At 45.7% G+C, this 20,059-nt stretch carries 19 protein-coding genes and 1 pseudogene; 18 read left to right on the top strand and 2 right to left on the bottom strand.

Features of this window, described 5'->3' with window-relative positions:
• Positions 1 to 8 precede the first annotated feature (8 nt).
• The 3 genes from OCU35_RS04715 to OCU35_RS04725 all read left to right on the top strand — a co-directional run bounded on the left by OCU35_RS04715 (position 9) and on the right by OCU35_RS04725 (position 1,474).
• On the top strand, positions 9 to 539 hold the full coding sequence (locus OCU35_RS04715) for an elongation factor P hydroxylase (RefSeq protein WP_261825739.1): 531 nt from the start codon (positions 9 to 11) through the stop codon (positions 537 to 539).
• A gap of 3 nt (positions 540 to 542) precedes the next feature.
• Positions 543 to 809 (top strand): YfcL family protein, encoded by a 267-nt coding sequence (locus tag OCU35_RS04720; protein ID WP_017027799.1) that lies wholly within the window; start codon positions 543 to 545, stop codon positions 807 to 809.
• A gap of 128 nt (positions 810 to 937) precedes the next feature.
• Positions 938 to 1,474, top strand: coding sequence for an NADPH-dependent FMN reductase (locus OCU35_RS04725; RefSeq protein WP_017032472.1), 537 nt, complete (start codon positions 938 to 940; stop codon positions 1,472 to 1,474).
• Between the two features lie 94 nt (positions 1,475 to 1,568).
• Here OCU35_RS04725 and mnmC read toward each other — a convergent pair whose 3' ends face one another.
• Entirely contained in the window at positions 1,569 to 3,596 is a 2,028-nt protein-coding gene (mnmC, locus tag OCU35_RS04730) for a bifunctional tRNA (5-methylaminomethyl-2-thiouridine)(34)-methyltransferase MnmD/FAD-dependent 5-carboxymethylaminomethyl-2-thiouridine(34) oxidoreductase MnmC (RefSeq protein WP_261825740.1), read from the bottom strand.
• 119 nt (positions 3,597 to 3,715) lie between these two features.
• Here mnmC and fabB point away from each other — a divergent pair, with 119 nt between their 5' ends.
• The 12 genes and pseudogenes from fabB to OCU35_RS04790 form a co-directional block, all read left to right on the top strand.
• A complete protein-coding gene (gene fabB / locus OCU35_RS04735; protein ID WP_065210066.1) occupies positions 3,716 to 4,927 on the top strand; it encodes a beta-ketoacyl-ACP synthase I in 1,212 nt (403 codons plus the stop codon).
• 167 nt (positions 4,928 to 5,094) lie between these two features.
• Positions 5,095 to 6,228 carry a 4-phosphoerythronate dehydrogenase gene (locus OCU35_RS04740; RefSeq protein ID WP_261825741.1) on the top strand — a complete coding sequence of 378 codons (1,134 nt, stop codon included), beginning with the start codon at positions 5,095 to 5,097 and terminating at the stop codon, positions 6,226 to 6,228.
• Positions 6,225 to 7,238, top strand: coding sequence for an aspartate-semialdehyde dehydrogenase (locus OCU35_RS04745; RefSeq protein ID WP_017032469.1), 1,014 nt, complete (start codon positions 6,225 to 6,227; stop codon positions 7,236 to 7,238). Before OCU35_RS04740 ends, OCU35_RS04745 begins: the two co-directional genes overlap by 4 nt.
• Before the next feature lie 215 nt (positions 7,239 to 7,453).
• Complete coding sequence (locus OCU35_RS04750; protein ID WP_241902097.1) at positions 7,454 to 9,148, top strand: FimV/HubP family polar landmark protein; 1,695 nt, start codon at positions 7,454 to 7,456, stop codon at positions 9,146 to 9,148.
• A 67-nt stretch (positions 9,149 to 9,215) separates the two neighbouring features.
• The gene (truA, locus tag OCU35_RS04755) at positions 9,216 to 10,007 is read left to right on the top strand and encodes a tRNA pseudouridine(38-40) synthase TruA (protein WP_102490001.1); all 792 of its coding nucleotides are present in this window, start codon (positions 9,216 to 9,218) and stop codon (positions 10,005 to 10,007) included.
• 168 nt (positions 10,008 to 10,175) lie between these two features.
• Complete coding sequence (gene accD, locus OCU35_RS04760) at positions 10,176 to 11,099, top strand: acetyl-CoA carboxylase, carboxyltransferase subunit beta (protein WP_017032466.1); 924 nt, start codon at positions 10,176 to 10,178, stop codon at positions 11,097 to 11,099.
• Between the two features lie 43 nt (positions 11,100 to 11,142).
• The gene (folC, locus tag OCU35_RS04765; RefSeq protein WP_261825742.1) at positions 11,143 to 12,417 is read left to right on the top strand and encodes a bifunctional tetrahydrofolate synthase/dihydrofolate synthase; all 1,275 of its coding nucleotides are present in this window, start codon (positions 11,143 to 11,145) and stop codon (positions 12,415 to 12,417) included.
• Complete coding sequence (locus OCU35_RS04770; RefSeq protein ID WP_017032464.1) at positions 12,407 to 12,997, top strand: SPOR domain-containing protein; 591 nt, start codon at positions 12,407 to 12,409, stop codon at positions 12,995 to 12,997. The genes folC and OCU35_RS04770 overlap by 11 nt, the downstream gene beginning before the upstream one ends.
• Before the next feature lie 63 nt (positions 12,998 to 13,060).
• Positions 13,061 to 13,552: a CvpA family protein gene (locus OCU35_RS04775; protein WP_261825743.1), complete on the top strand. Its 492-nt coding sequence runs from the start codon at positions 13,061 to 13,063 to the stop codon at positions 13,550 to 13,552.
• Between the two features lie 31 nt (positions 13,553 to 13,583).
• The gene (purF, locus tag OCU35_RS04780; RefSeq protein ID WP_017032462.1) at positions 13,584 to 15,101 is read left to right on the top strand and encodes an amidophosphoribosyltransferase; all 1,518 of its coding nucleotides are present in this window, start codon (positions 13,584 to 13,586) and stop codon (positions 15,099 to 15,101) included.
• Positions 15,102 to 15,182: 81 nt separating this feature from the next.
• Positions 15,183 to 15,689 (top strand): helix-turn-helix domain-containing protein, encoded by a 507-nt coding sequence (locus tag OCU35_RS04785; protein WP_261825025.1) that lies wholly within the window; start codon positions 15,183 to 15,185, stop codon positions 15,687 to 15,689.
• 2 nt (positions 15,690 to 15,691) lie between these two features.
• Positions 15,692 to 16,528, top strand: a pseudogene (locus OCU35_RS04790) (IS3 family transposase); the annotation flags it as partial.
• Positions 16,529 to 16,604: 76 nt separating this feature from the next.
• Here the strand turns inward: OCU35_RS04790 and OCU35_RS04795 are convergent.
• Positions 16,605 to 17,480: a LysR family transcriptional regulator gene (locus OCU35_RS04795; RefSeq protein ID WP_026012760.1), complete on the bottom strand. Its 876-nt coding sequence runs from the start codon at positions 17,478 to 17,480 to the stop codon at positions 16,605 to 16,607.
• A 221-nt stretch (positions 17,481 to 17,701) separates the two neighbouring features.
• Between OCU35_RS04795 and OCU35_RS04800 the strand changes: the two genes are divergently transcribed.
• From OCU35_RS04800 to apt, 3 genes are all read left to right on the top strand, one after another.
• A complete protein-coding gene (locus OCU35_RS04800) occupies positions 17,702 to 18,763 on the top strand; it encodes a response regulator (protein WP_241794175.1) in 1,062 nt (353 codons plus the stop codon).
• A 117-nt stretch (positions 18,764 to 18,880) separates the two neighbouring features.
• Positions 18,881 to 19,231: a YbaN family protein gene (locus OCU35_RS04805; protein WP_102498929.1), complete on the top strand. Its 351-nt coding sequence runs from the start codon at positions 18,881 to 18,883 to the stop codon at positions 19,229 to 19,231.
• Between the two features lie 281 nt (positions 19,232 to 19,512).
• Positions 19,513 to 20,058 (top strand): adenine phosphoribosyltransferase, encoded by a 546-nt coding sequence (gene apt / locus OCU35_RS04810; RefSeq protein WP_017027815.1) that lies wholly within the window; start codon positions 19,513 to 19,515, stop codon positions 20,056 to 20,058.
• Position 20,059 lies beyond the last annotated feature (1 nt).

Genomic DNA, 20,059 nt, shown 5'->3' on the forward strand with positions numbered 1-20,059 from the left:
AGCTCGCTATGACTCACGAGTACTCAGACCTAATCACTCTATTTAACGATACTTTTTATAGCTCGTTCAATACCAAGCTAGAACTCGGCGGAGATGAGCCGATCTATCTCCCTGCGGATGAATCAAATCACCATCATCGCATCATTTTTGCTAGAGGCTTTTATGCCTCTGCATTGCATGAGATCGCGCACTGGTGCGTAGCAGGGCCCGAGCGACGACTTATTGAAGATTTCGGCTATTGGTATGAGCCAGATGGTCGCGACGCCAATACACAGGCGGAATTCGAAAAAGTGGAAATCAGGCCACAGGCCTATGAGTGGATACTTTCACAAAACGCCGGGTTTCGGTTTCAAGTCAGCTGTGACAACTTGCACGGCGCGTTTGAGCCAGATAGATTAGGTTTTATGAAAAAAGTGCATGCAGAGGTCATCGACATTTTAGAGAAAGGCTTGCCAACTAGGGTCGAGATGCTTTCTAATGCGCTTCGGGAACATTACAGTGTCCCTTCACTTACTCAGGAAGACTTTAAGGTACTTTAAACCATGATTTTACAACTCGAAGAACAACTCCTTGACACTATTGACCAAACCGTAGCGACAGCCTCGGATGATGAGTTGTTTGCTGGTGGTTATCTGCGTGGTCACATTTCCCTTGCTGCCGCTGATTGCGAATATGAAGCCGTTACTGAAGTCGCCGTATTCAAACAAAAAATTGAACAAAGTTTGGCGGATGCGCAATCTGAGCTGACTCCAGCTGATCGCGTTATCGTGGCAGACATGTGGGATGGCTTATCAAAGGCGATCGTTTAGTCTTTAACTCGACCCGTTTACTTGTTCAATTTTTTTGATGAAGTTGTTACAACTGACTCTATGGTCAAATGCTCTGATCTTATTATTATGAACGTAACACTAAGAGACAGTTAAAATAGGAAGTCATCATGAAAGTAGTCGCGTTTGGAGCCAGCACAAGCTCAACCTCTATCAACAAAACTCTAGCCGCTTATGCCGCTCAGCAAATTCCTGGTGCCGATGTAGAAGTCATTGACCTAATTGATTTCCCTGCGCCGCTGTTCAGCGAAGATACAGAGAAAGAAATTGGTCATTCTCAGTCGGCACAAAAGCTGATTGCTAAGATCGGCCGCGCTGACGCTGTGATTGTCTCGTTTGCGGAACATAACGGCAGCTACACTGCAGCGTACAAAAACCTATTCGACTGGGCGACTCGCATCGAGCGCAATGTGTTCCAGAACAAACCTGTTGTGTATTTAGCCACGTCACCGGGCCCTGGTGGTGCACAGAGTGTACTGGCAAGCGCAGTAGGCTCAGCACCGTATTTTGGCGCTGACGTGAAAGCGTCACTGTCTATCCCAAGCTTTTACGATGTTTTTGATGTCGAGAGCAATGAGTTCAAGGAGACTGAGCTCAAAGGGAAGGTTCAAGAAGCGGTCGATACCTTGGTGGCAGAGGTCGCGTAAACTTCTCCCGCATCGAATGAAAACAAAAATGGGCTCAACTCTGAATAAAGTGTGAGCCCATTTTATTATCCAAACCTATATCTCTTTCTAGATCTTATTTTTCGAGCCCAGGAATGGGTTTGCCTTTTCTAAGCTTTCGTACCCACATCCGACTGGGGTGCACCACTTCAAGCATATCGGTAGACATAGGCAACGGCAGTCCAAGGATCTGAGAAGCCAATACCTCAGCCAGCATTGGAGCCGATGTTAGTCCGCGCGACCCCAGTCCTAATAAGCAAAACAGATTTGTGTACTGGCTGACAGGGGTTGGTTGGGCGCTGTTTCGCTTATACAAGTTTGCATACTGCTCGAGTATCAGTTCAAACTGTCCCACATTTCCTGCAAAAGGAAGGTGATCTCGGGAAACACTGCGAACCCCTTGTCGAGAGTCGTTGTCGCTGATATCGACCTCTGTTGTCCACGCTTGCTCCGGTATGCATTGCTTTAGCTTAGAGGCATTCTGCTGCTGAGCCTGTGGATCGAACGCTGTGGTCAAGTCGCTACGATCATAGCTGGCACCAATACAATGTTTATCCAACGGACTCTTTGGCGTTAGGTAACCATCGTAACAAACCACTGTTTTTAGTTGTTGCAGATGCTCATTGGTAGGAATATGGCTGACTTGTCCTTTTACCTTACCCAATGGTATTGATTGGCTTTGAGTAAATTGGTCGAACAGATGGCCATTTGCAATCACAACAACAGAATGCTCAAACGTCCCTTTGTTAGTCGCTAATTGCCATTTTTGGTCTTGTTCAGTTAAGTCGGTGACTTCATGACTTAGCTTGAGAGTCAGTTTTCCTTGCTCACTGAGCAGTTTAAATACGCCTTCAGTACATTGCTGAGGGGATAACCATCCGCCAAGAGAATAAAGCACCGAGCCAAAGGAGCAATCTAAGCCCGCTGTTTCACGGGTTTGCTGCGGGCTTAATGACTTGATTAGCTCTTGTGGATATTGCCCTTGCACTAAGCGAGAGAGTTTTTTGTGCTCTGCTTCATTCCAAAAAAGCTGAGTCACTCCGCACCAGTCATGGTCAAAATCCACTTTATTCGCAATCTGATCATAAAACTGTCTCGCAAAGGTAAAGCCATTGGCAAACACTTGAGACACCGCATTGTTATTGCCATTGAGAAGAGGGTAGAGCGCCCCTTGTCGGTTTCCTGATGCGCCTTCTGCGAGAGATTCATCTTTGCAATAGAGGGTGACGCTCGCCCCTTTCTGAATCAATGAATATGCTAAGCAAGCACTGGCAATGCCACCACCAACAATTGCAATATCCCCAAGGTGCTCTGCTTTTTCAGTTGCAGATTGGCGCTCAAACAGTGGCGAGAGGTTGACGTAAGGCTGCTTGTTGACCATAGAGCCTGCAATCATTTCGCGCTTGTGACCAAAGCCTTTCACTTTTTTCATCTCAAAGCCCGCTTCAATCAAGCCTCGACGCACAAATCCAGCTGCGGTAAAGGTGGCAACGCTACACTCTTGCTTAGCTATTTTGGCCATGCCATTAAACAGGTCTTGATTCCACATCTCTGGATTTTTACTCGGGGCGAATCCATCCAAGAACCAGGCATCAATAATGCCTTCTTGATAAGTGGGGACTCGAGGCAGGTTATCTTTAATATCACCGAGCCATAAATCTAAGGTAATGGCACCATCGGCTAAGATCAGGCGCTGACATTCAGGCAATGCCATAGGGTAGTGCTGCTGAAGTTCGGTAGCGTACTTTTCCAGCTCAGGCCACGCTTTGTGTGCTTGCTTGAGGTCATGCAAGGTAACGGGGAATTTCTCAAAGCTGATAAAGTGCAGTTGAGTCAGGTTACTTTGTGGATTTTCTGCTCTAAATTGCTCAAACTCTTTCCATACCGCCAAAAAGTTTAGACCGGTGCCAAAACCTGTTTCAGCGATGACAAATCGCGATTGGTCATATTTGTGCCATCGCTCTGGGATATGGTTTTGAGTAAGAAAGACGTAGCGAGTCTCAGCAAGCCCGTCATTATTGGAAAAATAAACGTCATCGAATTGTTCAGAGATAGGGGTGCCGGAGTCGTTCCAATCCAGCTGTGCATGTTTAATTTTGGGCATATTGATCATAGAATGAGTCGTTAACTGTAGAGATTGTACAAATATCTAGGAAAGCTGACCACTTTATCCGGCCTTTCTGGTTATCATCTAGCGGAAATTATGAATTATAGGAATGTCACATGAAACGAGTCGTGATCACCGGTATGGGTATTGTTTCCAGCATCGGTAACAACGTCGAAGAAGTACTAGAGTCTCTAAAAGCTGGCAAATCTGGTATTGAAGCCTCAGAACAATTTAAAGAAAAAGGGCTGCGTTCTCAAGTTTGGGGCAGTCTGAAGATTAATCCAGCAGAACATATCGATCGCAAGCAAATGCGTTTCATGGGTGATGCGGCAGCTTACGCATTCATTTCTATGGAACAAGCCATTGCTGACTCAGGCCTGGCTCCAGAGCAGGTTTCTAACGAGCGCACAGGTATTGTTGCAGGCTCTGGTGGTGCATCTTCACTAAACCAAGTAGCGGCTATCGATATCCTAAGAGAAAAAGGCGTTAAGCGTGTCGGTCCTTACATGGTAACTCGTACCATGGGTTCTACAGTATCCGCTTGCCTAGCAACACCATTCAAAATCAAAGGTGTTAACTACTCAATGAGCTCTGCATGTTCTACATCAGCTCACTGTATCGGTCACGCTATGGAGCTTATCCAACTAGGCAAACAAGATGTTGTTTTTGCTGGTGGTGGTGAAGAGCTTGATTACAGCATGTCGATGATGTTCGATGCGATGGGTGCACTGTCTACTAAATACAACGATGAGCCGACTCGCGCTTCACGTACCTACGATGCAAACCGCGATGGTTTCGTTATCTCTGGTGGTGGCGGTATGATGGTTGTCGAAGAGCTAGAGCACGCTCTTGCTCGTGGCGCAAAAATCTACGGCGAGCTTGTCGGCTACGGTGCTAACTCTGATGGTCACGATATGGTGGCTCCATCAGGTGAAGGTGCGGTTCGCTGCATGAAGATGGCGCTGCAGAATGTTGATTCTGTAGACTACGTGAACACTCACGGTACATCGACTCCTGTTGGTGATGTGAAAGAGCTAGGCGCAATCCAAGAAGTATTTGGTGGCAACAGCCCAGCAATCTCAGCAACGAAAGCAATGACAGGTCACGCACTAGGTGCGGCAGGTGTACATGAAGCTATCTACACTGCACTGATGCTAGAGCACGGCTTTGTTGCGCCAAGCATCAACGTTGAAAATCTAGACGAAGCAGCTGCGGGTCTTGATATTGTGACTGAGAAGCGCGATCAAGAGCTTAAGACAGTGATGTCTAACAGCTTTGGTTTCGGCGGCACGAACGCAACGCTAGTGTTCAAAAAGTACGAAGGCTAATCCCGCTTAGGGCACATGCCACTCCCGAGCGCTTTTCTGGGTCAGCACACTGGTCGGGAATCTGGTTTTGTGTAGCCCAACAAACTATTTTAAGGCCCGACAGGCTTTGCTTGTCGGGCCTTTTATTATTAATCTATAACCCTGCCAATCACTTTGAAGCCCTGTTAATGAAAATTGTAATTGATGAAAATATGCCTTACGCCAAAGAGTTATTTGGTCAGCTAGGCGAGGTTATCGCGTTATCCGGACGTACTATCAATGCGGATGACCTAGTCGACGTTGATGCCCTGATGATTCGCTCTGTCACTAAAGTGAACAGTGAGCTGTTGTCTAAAGCCAACAAGCTAAAGTTCGTGGGTACTGCAACGGCAGGACATGATCACCTTGACGAAAAAGCACTCGAGGCAAAGGGCGTTGCTTATACTCACGCCCCTGGCTGTAACAAGGTGGGTGTGGCGGAATATGTCATTTCATCATTGATGGTGCTTTCTCAGCAACAAGGCTTCTCAATCTTTGAGAAAACGGTCGGCATCATAGGTGCAGGGCAAGTGGGTAGCTATTTAGCGAAGTGCCTTTCTGGCATCGGTATTAAGGTGCTGCTTAACGACCCAATAAAAGAGGCTGAAGGTGACACTCGTAAATTTACCGCGTTAGAAGAATTGCTAGAGCAAAGTGATGTGATTTCTCTGCACACGCCGATCACCCGAGACGGCGAGTACCCAACACATCATCTCATTGACTCTGAGCGTTTGCAGGCAATGCGTACTGATCAAATTTTGATTAATGCAGCTCGTGGACCGATTGTAGATAATTCTGCGCTAAAACAGAGGCTACAACGCAATGATGGCTTCACTGCAGTGTTGGACGTGTTTGAGTTTGAGCCGGAGGTCGATCTTGAGCTTCTTCCATTGCTGGCTTTTGCTACGCCACACGTTGCTGGATATGGCCTAGAGGGTAAAGCCCGCGGCACGACTATGATCTTTAACTCTTTTTGTCAGTTAATCGAGAGCCCACTTTCTGCCAATGCTGCCGATCTTTTGCCCATCGCGCCAGTACCTGAAATGCACTTATCTCGCCCTTGGGATGAAGCAACACTGCACAACATCACACAATTGATCTATGATGTGCGCAAAGACGATGCCCTGTTTCGCCGAAAGATTGGGAAAACGGGTGCATTTGACCAAATGCGCAAAGAATACTGGGACCGCCGAGAGTATGGCGCGGTGACGCTGACCGGTGATGCGTCTTGTAATCTGCAACCCTTGCAAGAATTAGGTTTTAAGGTAGAGGTAAGTAAATGAGTCAAAAATTTAATGTGGCTATTTTAGGCGCGACTGGTGCTGTGGGTGAAACACTACTAGAAGTGCTTAAAGAGAGAGATTTCCCAGTAGGAGATCTGCATTTACTGGCCAGTGAGCGTAGTAAGGGTAAGAGCTACCGTTTTAACGGTAAGAGCATCGAAGTACAAAACGTTGAAGAATTCGATTGGTCTCAAGTTCATATCGCTCTATTTTCAGCGGGCGGTGAATTGTCTGAGCGCTGGGCACCTGTTGCGGCAGATGAAGGGGTTGTCGTCATCGACAATACTTCGCAGTTCAGATACGACTACGACATCCCTCTCGTTATTCCTGAGGTGAACCCTGAGGCGATTGCTGAGTTCCGTAACCGTAACATCATTGCAAACCCAAACTGTTCTACTATCCAAATGCTAGTGGCTTTGAAGCCCATTCATGATGAAGTAGGCATTGAACGCATTAACGTGTCGACCTACCAGTCAGTTGCGGGTGCAGGTAAATCAGGCATTGATGAACTCGCAGGCCAAACAGCGAAGCTACTTAATGGTATTCCTGCAGAACCTGAAACGTTTTCTCAGCAAATTGCATTTAACTGTATCCCTCAGATCGATGCGTTTATGGATAACGGTTACACCAAAGAAGAAATGAAGATGGTGTGGGAAACACAAAAGATCTTCAATGACCCTTCAATCATGGTTAACCCTACCTGTGTTCGTGTTCCTGTTTTCTATGGCCATGCAGAAGCCGTTCACGTAGAAACGCGCGCTCCTATTGATGCTGCGCATGCTATCGAGCTGTTTGAGCAAACAGAGGGTATTGAGGTTTTCCAAGGTGAAGACTTCCCAACTCAGGTACGCGATGCTGGCGGCAAAGATCACGTTATGGTCGGTCGTGTACGCAATGATATTAGTCATCAAAGCGGCCTTAACTTGTGGGTTGTTGCTGACAACGTGCGTAAAGGTGCGGCAACTAACGCGGTACAAATCGCTGAATTATTGATTCGCGATTACTTCTAAACGGTGACTGCTTCTATGAAGTAATGCTCGTTTGATTGACAAAGCCAGAGTTGACTCGTTCATCTCTGGCTTTTTCTATTTAGGCAAGATAAAGCTCAATGATTAACCATTAGCGGTATTTGCAACACATTTTTAACGTAAATTGGCATGCTGTTGTTGTCTTTTGTTGTAAATTTTAGCAAATTAGAACTATTCATCGCCTAAGGTAAATCTAGTTGCGCTCTCAAATGGAATTGTATCGTCGTACCCTTATTGTAATAGCTTGTCTTCTGTTCTCAGTTGCTTCACATGCTGAAGAAATTCGCCTTGTTGGTCCGAACGGGAAACTGCAAGCGGTTCCTACCTATATTGTTCCAGATACCCTTGATGGCACGACGCTAAATCGCGACCAAAACAGGCTTTCCACTCAAAGAACGTATGGCCCTACCGCTATAGACGAGACCTTATGGTCTATTGGCCAAACGGTAAGAACCAGCGAGCAGCAATCTGTCTATAAGATGGTGCTGGCTATCTACAGAGCGAACCCCACCGCCTTTGAAGATAGAAACATTCATTTGCTGAAACCTGGTAGCACGATCACGATTCCAACGGATGCTGAAGTAGAAAAGCAGAGCGTTGCAGAAGCGGTTCGTTTATTCAAAATTCATGAGCGAAAAGCGAGTTATCTTGCCAAGGTGGCCAGTGAAAATGCACCTACTCAGATTAATGTTGAAGACCTCGGAGCGCGAGAAATTCAGCAAAATCAAATAGAGTTTTTGCAGAAGCAATTACAATCGTCGCAAAGTGAATATAATTCTCTGCAACAAAATAATCAGGATTTGCTTAGGGCTATCGGCACCATCCGTACCGATGTCGTCGAGTTAAAAGGTCAGTTAGACCTCGAGTCTGAGCGTCGAGCCAATGTTGAGAAAATACTCATTGAGCAGCGCAATACACCCGCAACAATAACCAACCAAGACGACACAACCTTACTCACTAATGTATGGGTGATTGTGGCGCTATCGGCGGCAGTCACAGCCTTGATCATGTTGCTGATCATTAAGTTAACCCTTTCCATAAGACCTGTTCCTCAAATCGGCAAAGAGCCCTCAGCGCCTAAGGCATTAAATCCAGCGCCTGTTACACGGGGTGATGATGAGCCTGAGATTGAAAACGTAGAACCTGTTGAAGCGAAAAAAGTATTAGCAGCTGATGATGAATCTACACATACTGAATCTCAGCAAGGCACAGTAAATCCTTTAGATAAAGAGTTTGAGCAAGAGCTTGATAAGATCTTGGCGGATAAAGAAGAGAGCGAGCATGACGAATCGCCAGAAGCGGACGTTAAACCCAACTCTCAATCAGAAGTCGAGCCAGAAGAGGTTGTTCATGACGAAGACTTGCCAGAATATGGTGAGAAAGAGGCGTTAGCTGATGCTAGAAAAGAAGCGCTAGAGCTGTTAGCTGAAGACGATACTCATAAGATTTCTGAACCCAAGCCTGCAGATGAAGAGTCAGTCCCTCAATCGTCGTTAGAGTCTGAATCACAAGAGATTAATCCTACTGAAGACGTTGTGTCGCAACAGATACCTGTTGAGAATGAGCCATCAGTAGAACAAAAGCCTCATAGCCCTTATAAGACTATCGATGAAGTGATCGCCGAGGGAGACTCTGCGCCTACGACAAACCCAGATGAAGAAGAGCTAGACCTTAGGGTTGGGCTTGATGAATTCCCCGATGTGATTGGCAAGGTAGAGCTAAAAGACGTTGATTTGGAGGGAGAAGTCGCAAGTCAGTTAGATCTTGCTACGGTTTACATTCAAATGAACGACCTAAACCATGCCAGTAAGTTGTTAAAAGGGGTGTTGGAAAAGGGCACGCAAGAGGAGCAACAGCGCGCTCAGCAGCTATTGGAGTCTATTCGCTCTTAATGAAATTTGTGAGGTTAACGTGCATCGTTTATACTGCCCGCCCCAAATTTCAACTGGATTGTGACTGATGAGAATCGCCCTAGGCATCGAATACGATGGTGCAAAATATTATGGTTGGCAAAGACAGAATGAATTCGATTCTGTTCAAGAGCGTTTAGAGAAAGCACTCTCCATAGTGGCGAATCACCCAGTAGAGGTTCAATGCGCAGGTCGCACAGACGCTGGCGTACATGGCACCGGACAAGTAGTGCATTTTGATACTACAGCGTCTCGTAAGATGCTGGCTTGGCAAATGGGCGTAAACGCTAACATGCCAGGTGATATTGCCGTACGTTGGGCCACAGAGGTTTCTGAAGACTTTCACGCACGATTCAGTGCCACAGCAAGGCGCTATCGCTACGTTATCTATAACCATGCCTTGCGCCCTGCAATCCTAGCAAAAGGGGTGAGCCATTATCATGGCGACCTTGATGTAGACAAAATGCATCAAGCTGCCCAGTTCTTGCTAGGTGAAAATGACTTTACGTCATTTAGAGCGGCACATTGTCAGTCGCACAGTCCGTTTCGCAACATGATGCACATTAACGTGACTCGTCATAACCACTATGTCGTTGTCGATATCAAGGCGAATGCCTTTGTCCATCACATGGTGCGAAATATCGTCGGTAGCTTGCTGGTGGTAGGCCGTAATGAGCAGCCGAGTGAATGGATTGAGTGGTTATTAGCGCAGAAAAATCGCTCCCTAGCAGGAGCAACGGCGAAAGCCCACGGATTATATTTGGTAAAAGTGGACTACCCAGAGGAATTCGCTATTCCTGAATTGCCTATGGGACCGCTGTTTTTACCCGAAGAATTGTGATGAAACGCAAATATAGCGTCAATTTGATGTCATTTTGCGGTAATAATTGAGTAGTAAGGGATAGGTACAACCAGTTTTTTATCTACACTAGAGTGGATCTATGGTTTAATCCTTGCAAATTATCAACCTCTTGCCGTTGCGGCGAGAGCTTAATGAAAAAGGTCTTTCATGAGTTGGCTTGAGAAGATTTTCAACAAAAGCAGTATTTCAACGTCTCGCAAGGCGAATGTTCCTGAAGGTGTATGGACGAAATGTACCTCTTGTGAACAAGTTTTATATCAAGCAGAGCTACAGCGTAACTTAGAGGTTTGCCCTAAGTGTGATCATCACATGCGCATCTCTGCACGTAACCGTTTAGACAGTTTTCTAGATGCAGATGGCCGTGAAGAGCTAGGTGCAGAGCTAGAGCCTCAGGATAAACTGAAGTTTAAAGATACTAAGCGCTATAAAGATCGTATCACTACTTACCAAAAGAGCAGTGGCGAGAAAGACGCATTGATCGCAATGAAGGGTGCTATACACGGTATGCCTGTTGTAGCGTGTGCGATGGAGTTTAAATTCATGGGCGGCTCTATGGGCTCGGTTGTGGGTGCACGCTTTGTTCGCGCTGTCGACGCTGCAATTGAAAACAACTGTGGTTTAGTCTGTTTCTCTGCAAGTGGCGGCGCTCGCATGCAAGAGGCGTTAATGTCTCTGATGCAGATGGCAAAAACCAGTGCAGCTCTTGAACGACTTTCAAAGAAAGGTTTGCCGTTCATTTCTATTATGACTGACCCAACTATGGGTGGCGTATCAGCAAGCTTCGCGATGCTAGGCGACATCAATATTGGTGAACCTCGCGCAGTTATCGGTTTTGCAGGACGTCGTGTTATCGAACAAACGGTTCGTGAAGACCTACCTGAAGGCTTCCAAACCAGTGAGTTCCTACTTGAGCATGGTGGTATTGACATGATCGTTGATCGCCGTGAAATGCGTCAAAGAGTGGGTGGCTTATTGGCCAAGTTGACTAACCATTCATCACCTTTAGTGGTTTCTGTTAACGAAGGCCCAAAAGAGGCTGAATACGAAGTACCCGTAGCGCCAGAAAAATAGTACAGTACTCATTATCTGCCAGTAATTAGCGTTATATAGATAGATGAGTTCACATATCCCACAAGCCACATCATCCCTAACGGTGTGGCTTGATTATTTACAGTCCATTCATACCAGTGCGATAGACCTAGGTCTTGACCGTGTATCTCAAGTAGCCCAGAAAGCGACGCCTAGCCTGACTAAGCCTGCTCCCAAAGTGATTACCGTTGCCGGAACCAATGGCAAGGGCTCAACGTGTGCCATTATGGAAGCCATATTGCTCGACGCTGGATATAGCGTTGGCGTATACAGCTCTCCGCACCTTATTCGTTACAACGAACGCGTTCGAATCAATGGTGCAGAGCTTGCAGACGAGTTTCACGTTGCTGCTTTTGATGTTATCGAAAAATTAAGAGGCGACATCAGCCTCAGCTTTTTTGAATACGCGACGCTTGCTGCTTTGCACTTATTCCAGCAGCAAAAAGTCGATGTAGTGCTTCTTGAGGTGGGCTTAGGCGGTCGTCTAGATGCAACCAATATCGTCGATCACGACGTCAGTATCATTACTAGCCTAGCGGTGGACCATGTTGACTGGCTTGGTGACGACATCAACGTCATTGGCTTTGAAAAAGCGGGCATCTTCAGAGCGGGCAAGCCGGCGATCTGTGGTCAGCCTAATGCACCGATGACAGTAGCCGCTCATGCCGATGATATCGGTGCGACGCTTTATCAGGTTGAATATCAATATTCGTATAAAGAAGACGGCGAATTATGGCATTGGCAGTCTGGCAGCTTTGATGTCACCGACTTACCAAAACCGAATCTTCCGTTAGCCAATGCGGCTACCGCTTTGATGGCGTTGGGCGTGTCTGATTTAGACCTAACCGATGTGAATATTGTTAACGGCCTAAAGCATGCCAAGCTTGCGGGACGAATGCAGTATTTATCGCAACAGCCAACCGTCATCTTAGATGTTGCTCATAATCCGCACTCTGCCGAATACTTGGTTGCTCAATTGCAACAGCGCTATCCACAGCAAAAAATAAGAGCGGTTGTTGGAATGCTTCATGATAAAGATGTGGCAGCCACAATCGAAGCGCTCTCAAGCTGCACGCAGCATTGGTATCCTGCTTCGCTAGAAGGCCCTAGAGCGGCGTCAGCCGATGAGCTGTGTCAATATCTGGATAAGGGCACCGTAGGATTTGAAAACCCTGTGGAAGCGTTTGAGCAAGCTATGAGTGATGCAGGCAAAGAGGACATCGTCGTCGTATTGGGATCATTTTTTACCGTAGGGGCCGTGTTGGAACACTGGCAAACAAGGAGAAACAATGGCGAGTAAATTTCAAAGTCGCTTAGTCGGTACCATAGTACTCGTTGCCGTCGGGGTTATCGTACTCCCTGATGTGTTAGATGGTGAGAAGCTTCACTACAAGGAAGAGTTTGTTGCCATTCCAATCAAGCCTCAGCTTGAATCAGAAGTTGAGTCCTTCGAGATCCTAGATCCTGTCGAAGAGGATGTATCACTACCACCTGAGCCAGTCGAAGAGATCATTCATGAAAGCTCTGAGCCAGTGAAAGTGGCAGAAACCAAGCCAAAAGCTGAGCCTAAACCAGAGGTGAAACCTGAACCTGAAGTGGTTGAGGTAAAAGAGCGTAAGGTTGAAGAGCGTAACAATTATCAAGACAGTGGTTGGATTATCCAGCTCGTTTCTTTAAGAAATTCCGAGAATGCGGAAACCTTGGCAAAAGATCTCCGCACCCGTGGTTACCGAGCGAGCGTTGTAAAAGCGAATGATTTTTACCGTGTGATAGTCGGTCCTGATGTATCACGTTCCAAGTTAGAATCGCAACTGCCTGAATTGAAAAAGATCACTGGCGCTTCTGGCCAGATTCAGACATTTAAGCCACTAAAACCATAAAGAAAACGTTTGCGTCGCGCATTTTTCTGTTAGAATGCGCGCCAGCATGAGGAAGTAAAGCTCATGAATTGGATAGATTTTACTATTTTAGGTGTGATCGGCATCTCTGCGCTGATCAGTTTGGTACGAGGTTTTGTTAAGGAAGCGCTCTCGTTAGTGATTTGGTTTGGCGCCTTTTTTATTGCCAGCCAGTACTACATTAGATTAGCGGTGTACTTTACAAACATCCAAGATGACATGGTCCGAAATGGAGCTGCAGTTGGCGCTCTGTTTGTGGCAACGCTAGTCGTTGGTGCAGTCATTAACTACACCATAGGGCAGTTGGTCCAAAAGACAGGTCTGTCGGGAACAGATCGCGTGCTTGGGGTCGTGTTTGGTACTTTGCGCGGCGTATTAATCGTTGCTGCAGTACTGTTTTTTATGGATGCCTTTACCAGTTTGTCGAATTCCGACTGGTGGAAGCAATCGCAATTGATTCCAGAGTTCAGTCGTCTGATCGCACCGTTTTTCGAACATCTTAAAGAAACGTCTAGCTTTTTATCCGGCGTGATATAAAGCTAAACTGGCCAATACTGAGGGTTTAGACATGTGTGGTATTGTTGGAATTGTAGGCACAACTCCTGTTAACCAATCGATTTATGATGCGCTTACGGTTTTGCAGCATCGTGGACAAGATGCTGCGGGTATTATTACCATAGATAGCAATCGTTTTCGTCTGCGTAAGGCAAACGGTCTAGTTAAGGATGTGTTTGAAGCCAAACACATGCAACGCTTACAAGGCTCGGTAGGTATCGGACACGTTCGTTACCCTACTGCAGGTAGTTCAAGTGCGTCTGAAGCACAGCCTTTTTACGTGAACTCTCCTTTTGGTCTCACGTTAGCTCATAACGGCAACCTAACAAACGCTGCTGAAGTTCGTCAAAAGCTTTTCGAACAAGATCGTCGTCATGTAAATACAACCTCTGATTCAGAAGTTCTGTTAAATGTACTGGCTCATAACATTGATATGACCAAGACATTCAACATTACTGAGAAAGACGTATTTGATGCGGTTGAGCGTGTACATCAGACTATTCGTGGCGCCTATGCCGTAACGGCAATGATCATTGGTCATGGCATGGTTGCATTTCGCGATCCAAATGGCATTCGTCCTTTATGCCTTGGTAAACGTGAAGTTGAAGGTGGCACAGAATACATGGTGGCATCTGAGTCTGTAGCACTCGATGCTGTAGGTTTTGATTTCATGCGTGATGTAGCACCAGGTGAAGCGGTATACATTACTTTTGATGGACAACTGTACACTAAGCAATGTGCAGAGAACCCACAATTGAACCCATGTATCTTTGAATTCGTTTATTTTGCTCGTCCTGACTCATTCATCGACAAAGTATCTGTATACAGTGCTCGCGTTGAAATGGGTAATAAGCTAGGTGAGAAAATCAAGCGCGAATGGGATGATTTGGATATCGATGTGGTTATCCCAATCCCTGAAACCTCTTGTGATATCGCATTGCAGATTGCTCAGATTATTGGCAAGCCATACCGTCAAGGTTTCGTTAAAAACCGCTATGTAGGTCGTACCTTCATCATGCCAGGTCAGCAGCAACGTAAGAAATCAGTACGTCGTAAGCTGAACGCAATTCGCTCTGAATTCAAAGGCAAGAATGTACTGTTAGTTGATGACTCTATTGTTCGTGGTACAACATCCGAGCAGATCATCGAGATGGCTCGTGATTCAGGTGCAAACAAGGTTTACATCGTTTCAGCGGCACCAGAAGTACGCTTCCCGAATGTGTACGGCATCGATATGCCAAGCGCTAATGAGTTGATTGCTCACGGTCGTGAAGTGGATGAGATTTCTAAGCTTATTGGCGCTGATGGACTGATGTTCCAATCACTAGAAGACCTTGTTGCTGCAGTAGGCGAGGGCAACCCTGATATTAAGACGTTTGAGACCTCTGTATTCAGTGGCCAATACGTGACAGGTGATGTGGACCAAGAGTACTTAGACTTTCTTGATTCATTGCGCTCTGACGATGCAAAAACTGAGCAAAACATTGCTCAAGACTTAGCAAACCTAGAGATGTATAACGAAGGCGCGTAATGCTTCTTCAGTTCGAATAATAAGGCCCAGCATCATGAACTGACCCCCAATAGTTGGATACCAATTATTGGGGGTCTTTTTATGTCCAAATACAACCGAGCATTGAAATGCTCAATAGCTAAACAATATCTACAAGGCGAAAGTTCTCAGGAGCTTTCTCGTCTTCATTCTATACCATCACGCCAAATACGTTACTGGGCACAAGTATTCGATATCCATGGCTCTCAGGCATTTATCCCTCATGGTTTTGCAAAGAATGGGCAAACTAAGCTCCAAGCTTTGACTCATATGTGGACGAATGGTTGGTCTATCAGTCACACTAGTGCGGTTTTAAATTTTTCTTCCTCTGGCACACTCGCTGTTTGGCTCAAACAGTATGAAAGATATGGTTTCCAGGGGCTTGAACGTAGCAGAGGACGACCCGCAATGAGTAAGCATCCTTTTATTCAAAACAAGAGCGATGATGAGAAAACACTGGAAGAGATCAAAGAGGAGTTAGCGTACTTGCGAGCTGAGAATGCTGTCCTAAAAAAGTTAGAGGAGCTGGAACAGGAGAAGCATCGTCGAACAAAGAAAAAACGAAAGTAGTTCTAGCTCTTAAAAATCAATATCCACAACAACATCTCTTGCATGCCCTTAAATTAGCAAGAAGTAGCTTCTATTATCATGCACAGTCGAACAACGCTGCCGAAAGCTATCAAGATGAAAAACAGTTGATTGAGAAAATATATCATGACCATAAAGGGAGATATGGATATCGTCGTATTCATTTAGAGTTAAGGAAATACGACGTCAGGCTTAACCATAAGACAGTTCAACGCCTGATGGGATTACTAGGCTTGAAATCAACGGTCAGACCTAAGCGGTACCGCTCTTACAAAGGAGAAACTGGAAAAACCGCTCCAAATGTACTTAAACGGGACTTCAGTGCAACGAAGCCTGATGAAAAGTGGGTAACTGATGTCACTGAGTTTAAAGTTCAACAGCAGAAGGTGTACCTATCACCAATCGTTGATCTGTTTACGCAGGAAGTTGTGGCTTACAAAGTTGCGAAAAATGCGTGCTTACCTCTGGTCACTGACATGCTGACAGAGGCGGTTGCAACCTTAGCCAAAGACGCTAAGCCAATAGTGCATAGCGATCAAGGGTGGCAATATAGGCATAGGAAGTATCAGAAAACTCTCGCTGAGCAGGGATTAACTCAAAGTATGTCACGAAAAGGAAACTGCTTAGATAACGCAGTAGCAGAGAACTTCTTTGCCTTACTGAAAACAGAAATGTACCATAATCAACACTTTGAAGATGCCGATGACTTAATCGCACATATTGACGAATACATCGAGTATTACAATACAAAGCGCATCAAAGTGAAACTAAAAGGCCTGACTCCGACGGAATATCGAAATCAGGCCTTAAAAGCCGCTTAACAGAAATGTCCAACTTTACGGGGTCACTTCATCATGCTGGGCCTTTTTTATACTTTCAATTTCAACCAACACTGGTTTAGTTAAAGTAATCTCTGATGTAGTCGATCAGTAGTCGTGTTTTCTCTGGGATATGGTCTTTATGGTTATACAGCATAAAGATATCACGTGGGTTTGCTGCCCATTCTGGTAACACTTGTACTAAGCCACCACTTTCGATGTGATGATTCACCATTACGTTGGGAATCAAAGCAATCCCGACACCCGCAGAGCAGGCATGTCTCACTACATTAAGGTCAGTTGCTTCTAGTCGACCTTTCGCTTTGTTCACTACAGTCTCACCGTGAGTATTGAGCAATGACCAGTGGGTAAGGGGTAAGCCTTTTAGTAGGGCATGATCGGTAAGGTCTTCTGCATGTTGCAATGACGCTGAGCTGTTTTTCAGATACTCAGGGCTAGCAACTAAGATGTCTTTAACTTCGGTAAGCTTACGAGCGATGAGGTTTGAATCTCGTTGAGGGCCCACACGAAAAATCATGTCCCACTCTGTAGGGTCAAGTTCATCAGCGCGGTTGGTCATGCTAAGGTCAATCTGGATATCAGGGTAGGTATCCATGAAGCCTTCAAACAACGGCATCAACATACGCTTAGTTAGGTTAGCAGGAGAGGAGACTCTCAAGCGACCTGCCGCACCGCGACACTCTTCACCCAGTTCTACTGCAGCACTTGAAATTTGCTTTAGTAGAGGGCCGCATTGCTCATAAAAGCGCTGGCCGGCTTCTGTTAGTGTTAATTTGCGAGCGTGTCTGTTCAGCAGCCGTAAATCAATTGCGTCTTCTAACGCTTGTATTCTTCGAGTAATGGTCGCAACGGGTATGCGAGTGGCTCGAGAGGTGGCTGTATAGCTTCCATGCTCCACGACTTGGCGGAACAGATTGAGGTCATCAAGTTTCATAGTATCTTTCATGATCTAGATATTCGCTCACTTTCAAAGGGGGGTAACAACCCTATTGGGTCAGGTGATTTAGTGTTTATTATCAAACAGTTTTTACAATTTGTCGTCAAAATAAGTCATTTATCTTTGTGATTATTTAAACGGACATCTAATGTTATAGCAATTGAAGTAGACTTAAAGAGTATAAAGTGCACCAAGAGAGTACCTTAGTGGAGCTGCCGATGAATCAAAAATATGCAGCAGACGTTCTTATATTGGATGATGATGCCGTATTTCGAAATTTAGTACGTTCACTACTTGAGACCCAAAACTATCGCGTCTTTGAAGCGGATAATGGTCTTGAGGGATTACAGCATCTTGCGAAACATGTACCCGACTTGGTGATTTGCGATATTGAGATGCCGTTGTTAAATGGTATGGAGTTTGTGGAAGAAGCCAGTCATCAATATCCCTCTTTGCCCCTGATTGTTATTTCCGGTACGGAAAAGATGTCGGTGGTGGCAAAGGCTTTGAAATTCGGCATAAAAGACTTCGTCACTAAACCTATCGTCAACCCTACTCATCTTCTATCGACGGTAGAGAGTACCCTTGAAGAGGCGAAAGATTCCGCATTGGGCGCAAGAGACTTTACCAGCCAATGGTTTCAGTTAAATCCTCAAGGTGAACTGCCAGAAGACCAGGAATTGCATTGGCACCTAGAGTACCTAGATAATCATCCTGATATATCCCGTGACTTGTTGCAGGCTTTAGTTCCTGAGCAGAAAACAAGCCAAGGCGTGTGGAACTGCCACTTTCGGGTACTACAAAGCTCTGAATCCATGCCCATCGTCTATGACTACGCATGGAGCATGAATGGGCAGTTTCTATTTTACGTTCTTGATTCTGACTCGGCCGAGCAGTTTGGGGTGTCAACAACCTTATTGGTTCGAGCCTTGTTCAATGATTATATCCGTAGCCAAGAATCACAGGTTTTTCATATCCAAGATCTAGTGAATAACCTTGAAAAAGCCATTCGCTATGCTGATTGCGGTGAACCCATCAATGCGATAGTCGGTCTTGCTGATTTTTCAAACCGTGAATTTAAGGTGATCAGCGCAGGTGTTGCGGGCGTTTGGAGCACTTCGAATGCAAACCATGCACTCGCAACTCAACAAAGCTTGGGTGACGATAAGGTGTTGCATCAGGAACAGTTCCCCCTTTCCACAACGGGGAAAAATAGTCTGAAGCTGTCTGGTCTAGCGAACGCTAACTGTCAAATTGTCATCGAAAGCAAAGCGAATTAGTCGTAAACCTAGCTTCAACTTCTTTTTTTTGCCTAGTTCAGATATTCTCTTTGTAGACTTATGCGTGGACAAGGCTTTGCAGTAGTGGCTATCCCCCAAAACCCAATAAAAAGATGGATGTTAATCTCCCTAGGGATAGTGTGCCTTGTGTTAGGGATAATCGGCGTTGTGTTGCCGTTGTTACCGACCACTCCTTTTGTGCTGCTTGCCAGCGCCTGTTTTATGAGGAGCTCTCCACGCCTTAATCAAAAGCTTCTCTCTCACCCAACCTTTGGTCCTATTATCGAAGACTGGCGAGATACCCGTGGCGTAAAGCGCTCGGTTAAGCGCAAAGCGTACTGGCTGATTTTGTTTAGTTTCGCTTTATCTATTGCTCTAGCGCCAATTAACTGGGTGAGACTGCTGTTGGTGGCCATAATGGCAGTATTACTGCTGTGGTTGAGCCGTCTTCCCGAGCCTGCTGAGTAACTCAAGAACGAAAACTTGAGGCATACCAAAGTGTGGCTTGCTCAAAATTGATAAAATCACTACCATATCGTCCACTTATATCAATCTAATCACTATGGTCAGAGACTCTGGTTATACTTTGGTTAGAGAGATATCAATCGCACTCAACCCATACGCAAATTGGCGTCAGTTCATCACCATGATTTAGGCTAGCCTGAGTGCTCATACTCAGCGTTTTAGCAATGCGAAATCAGGGGTGAACGACTATGGTTAGGGTCTGAATTAAACTGTAAGAATTAACTATGAATATTGAAAAGCAAGCCCTGATCAAAGCCAGCATCAAAAGCATTCCAGACTACCCGAAACCAGGTATTTTATTTCGTGACGTGACCAGTTTGATGGAAGATGCAAAAGCGTATCAAGCCACGATTGAGATGCTTATCGAACGCTACCAAGGCATGGGCTTTACTAAAGTGGTGGGCACTGAAGCACGTGGGTTTTTGTTTGGTGCACCTCTAGCGCTTGAATTGGGTGTTGGCTTTGTTCCAGTGCGCAAACCAGGCAAGCTACCTCGTAACACTATCTCTCAATCTTATGAGTTAGAGTACGGTACCGATGTACTGGAGATCCACACCGATGCGATCACCGAAGGTGACAAGGTACTTGTGGTTGATGATCTGCTTGCTACCGGTGGCACAATCGAAGCAACAACCAAGCTGATTCGCCAACTTGGTGGCATCGTTGAACACGCAGCCTTTGTTATCAACCTGCCAGAGATTGGTGGTGATAAGCGCATTGAAAAAATGGGCATCGAAGTGTTTAGCCTATGCGAGTTTGATGGCCACTAAT

Source organism: Vibrio breoganii, from assembly GCF_024346795.1.
Taxonomy (GTDB): domain Bacteria; phylum Pseudomonadota; class Gammaproteobacteria; order Enterobacterales; family Vibrionaceae; genus Vibrio; species Vibrio breoganii.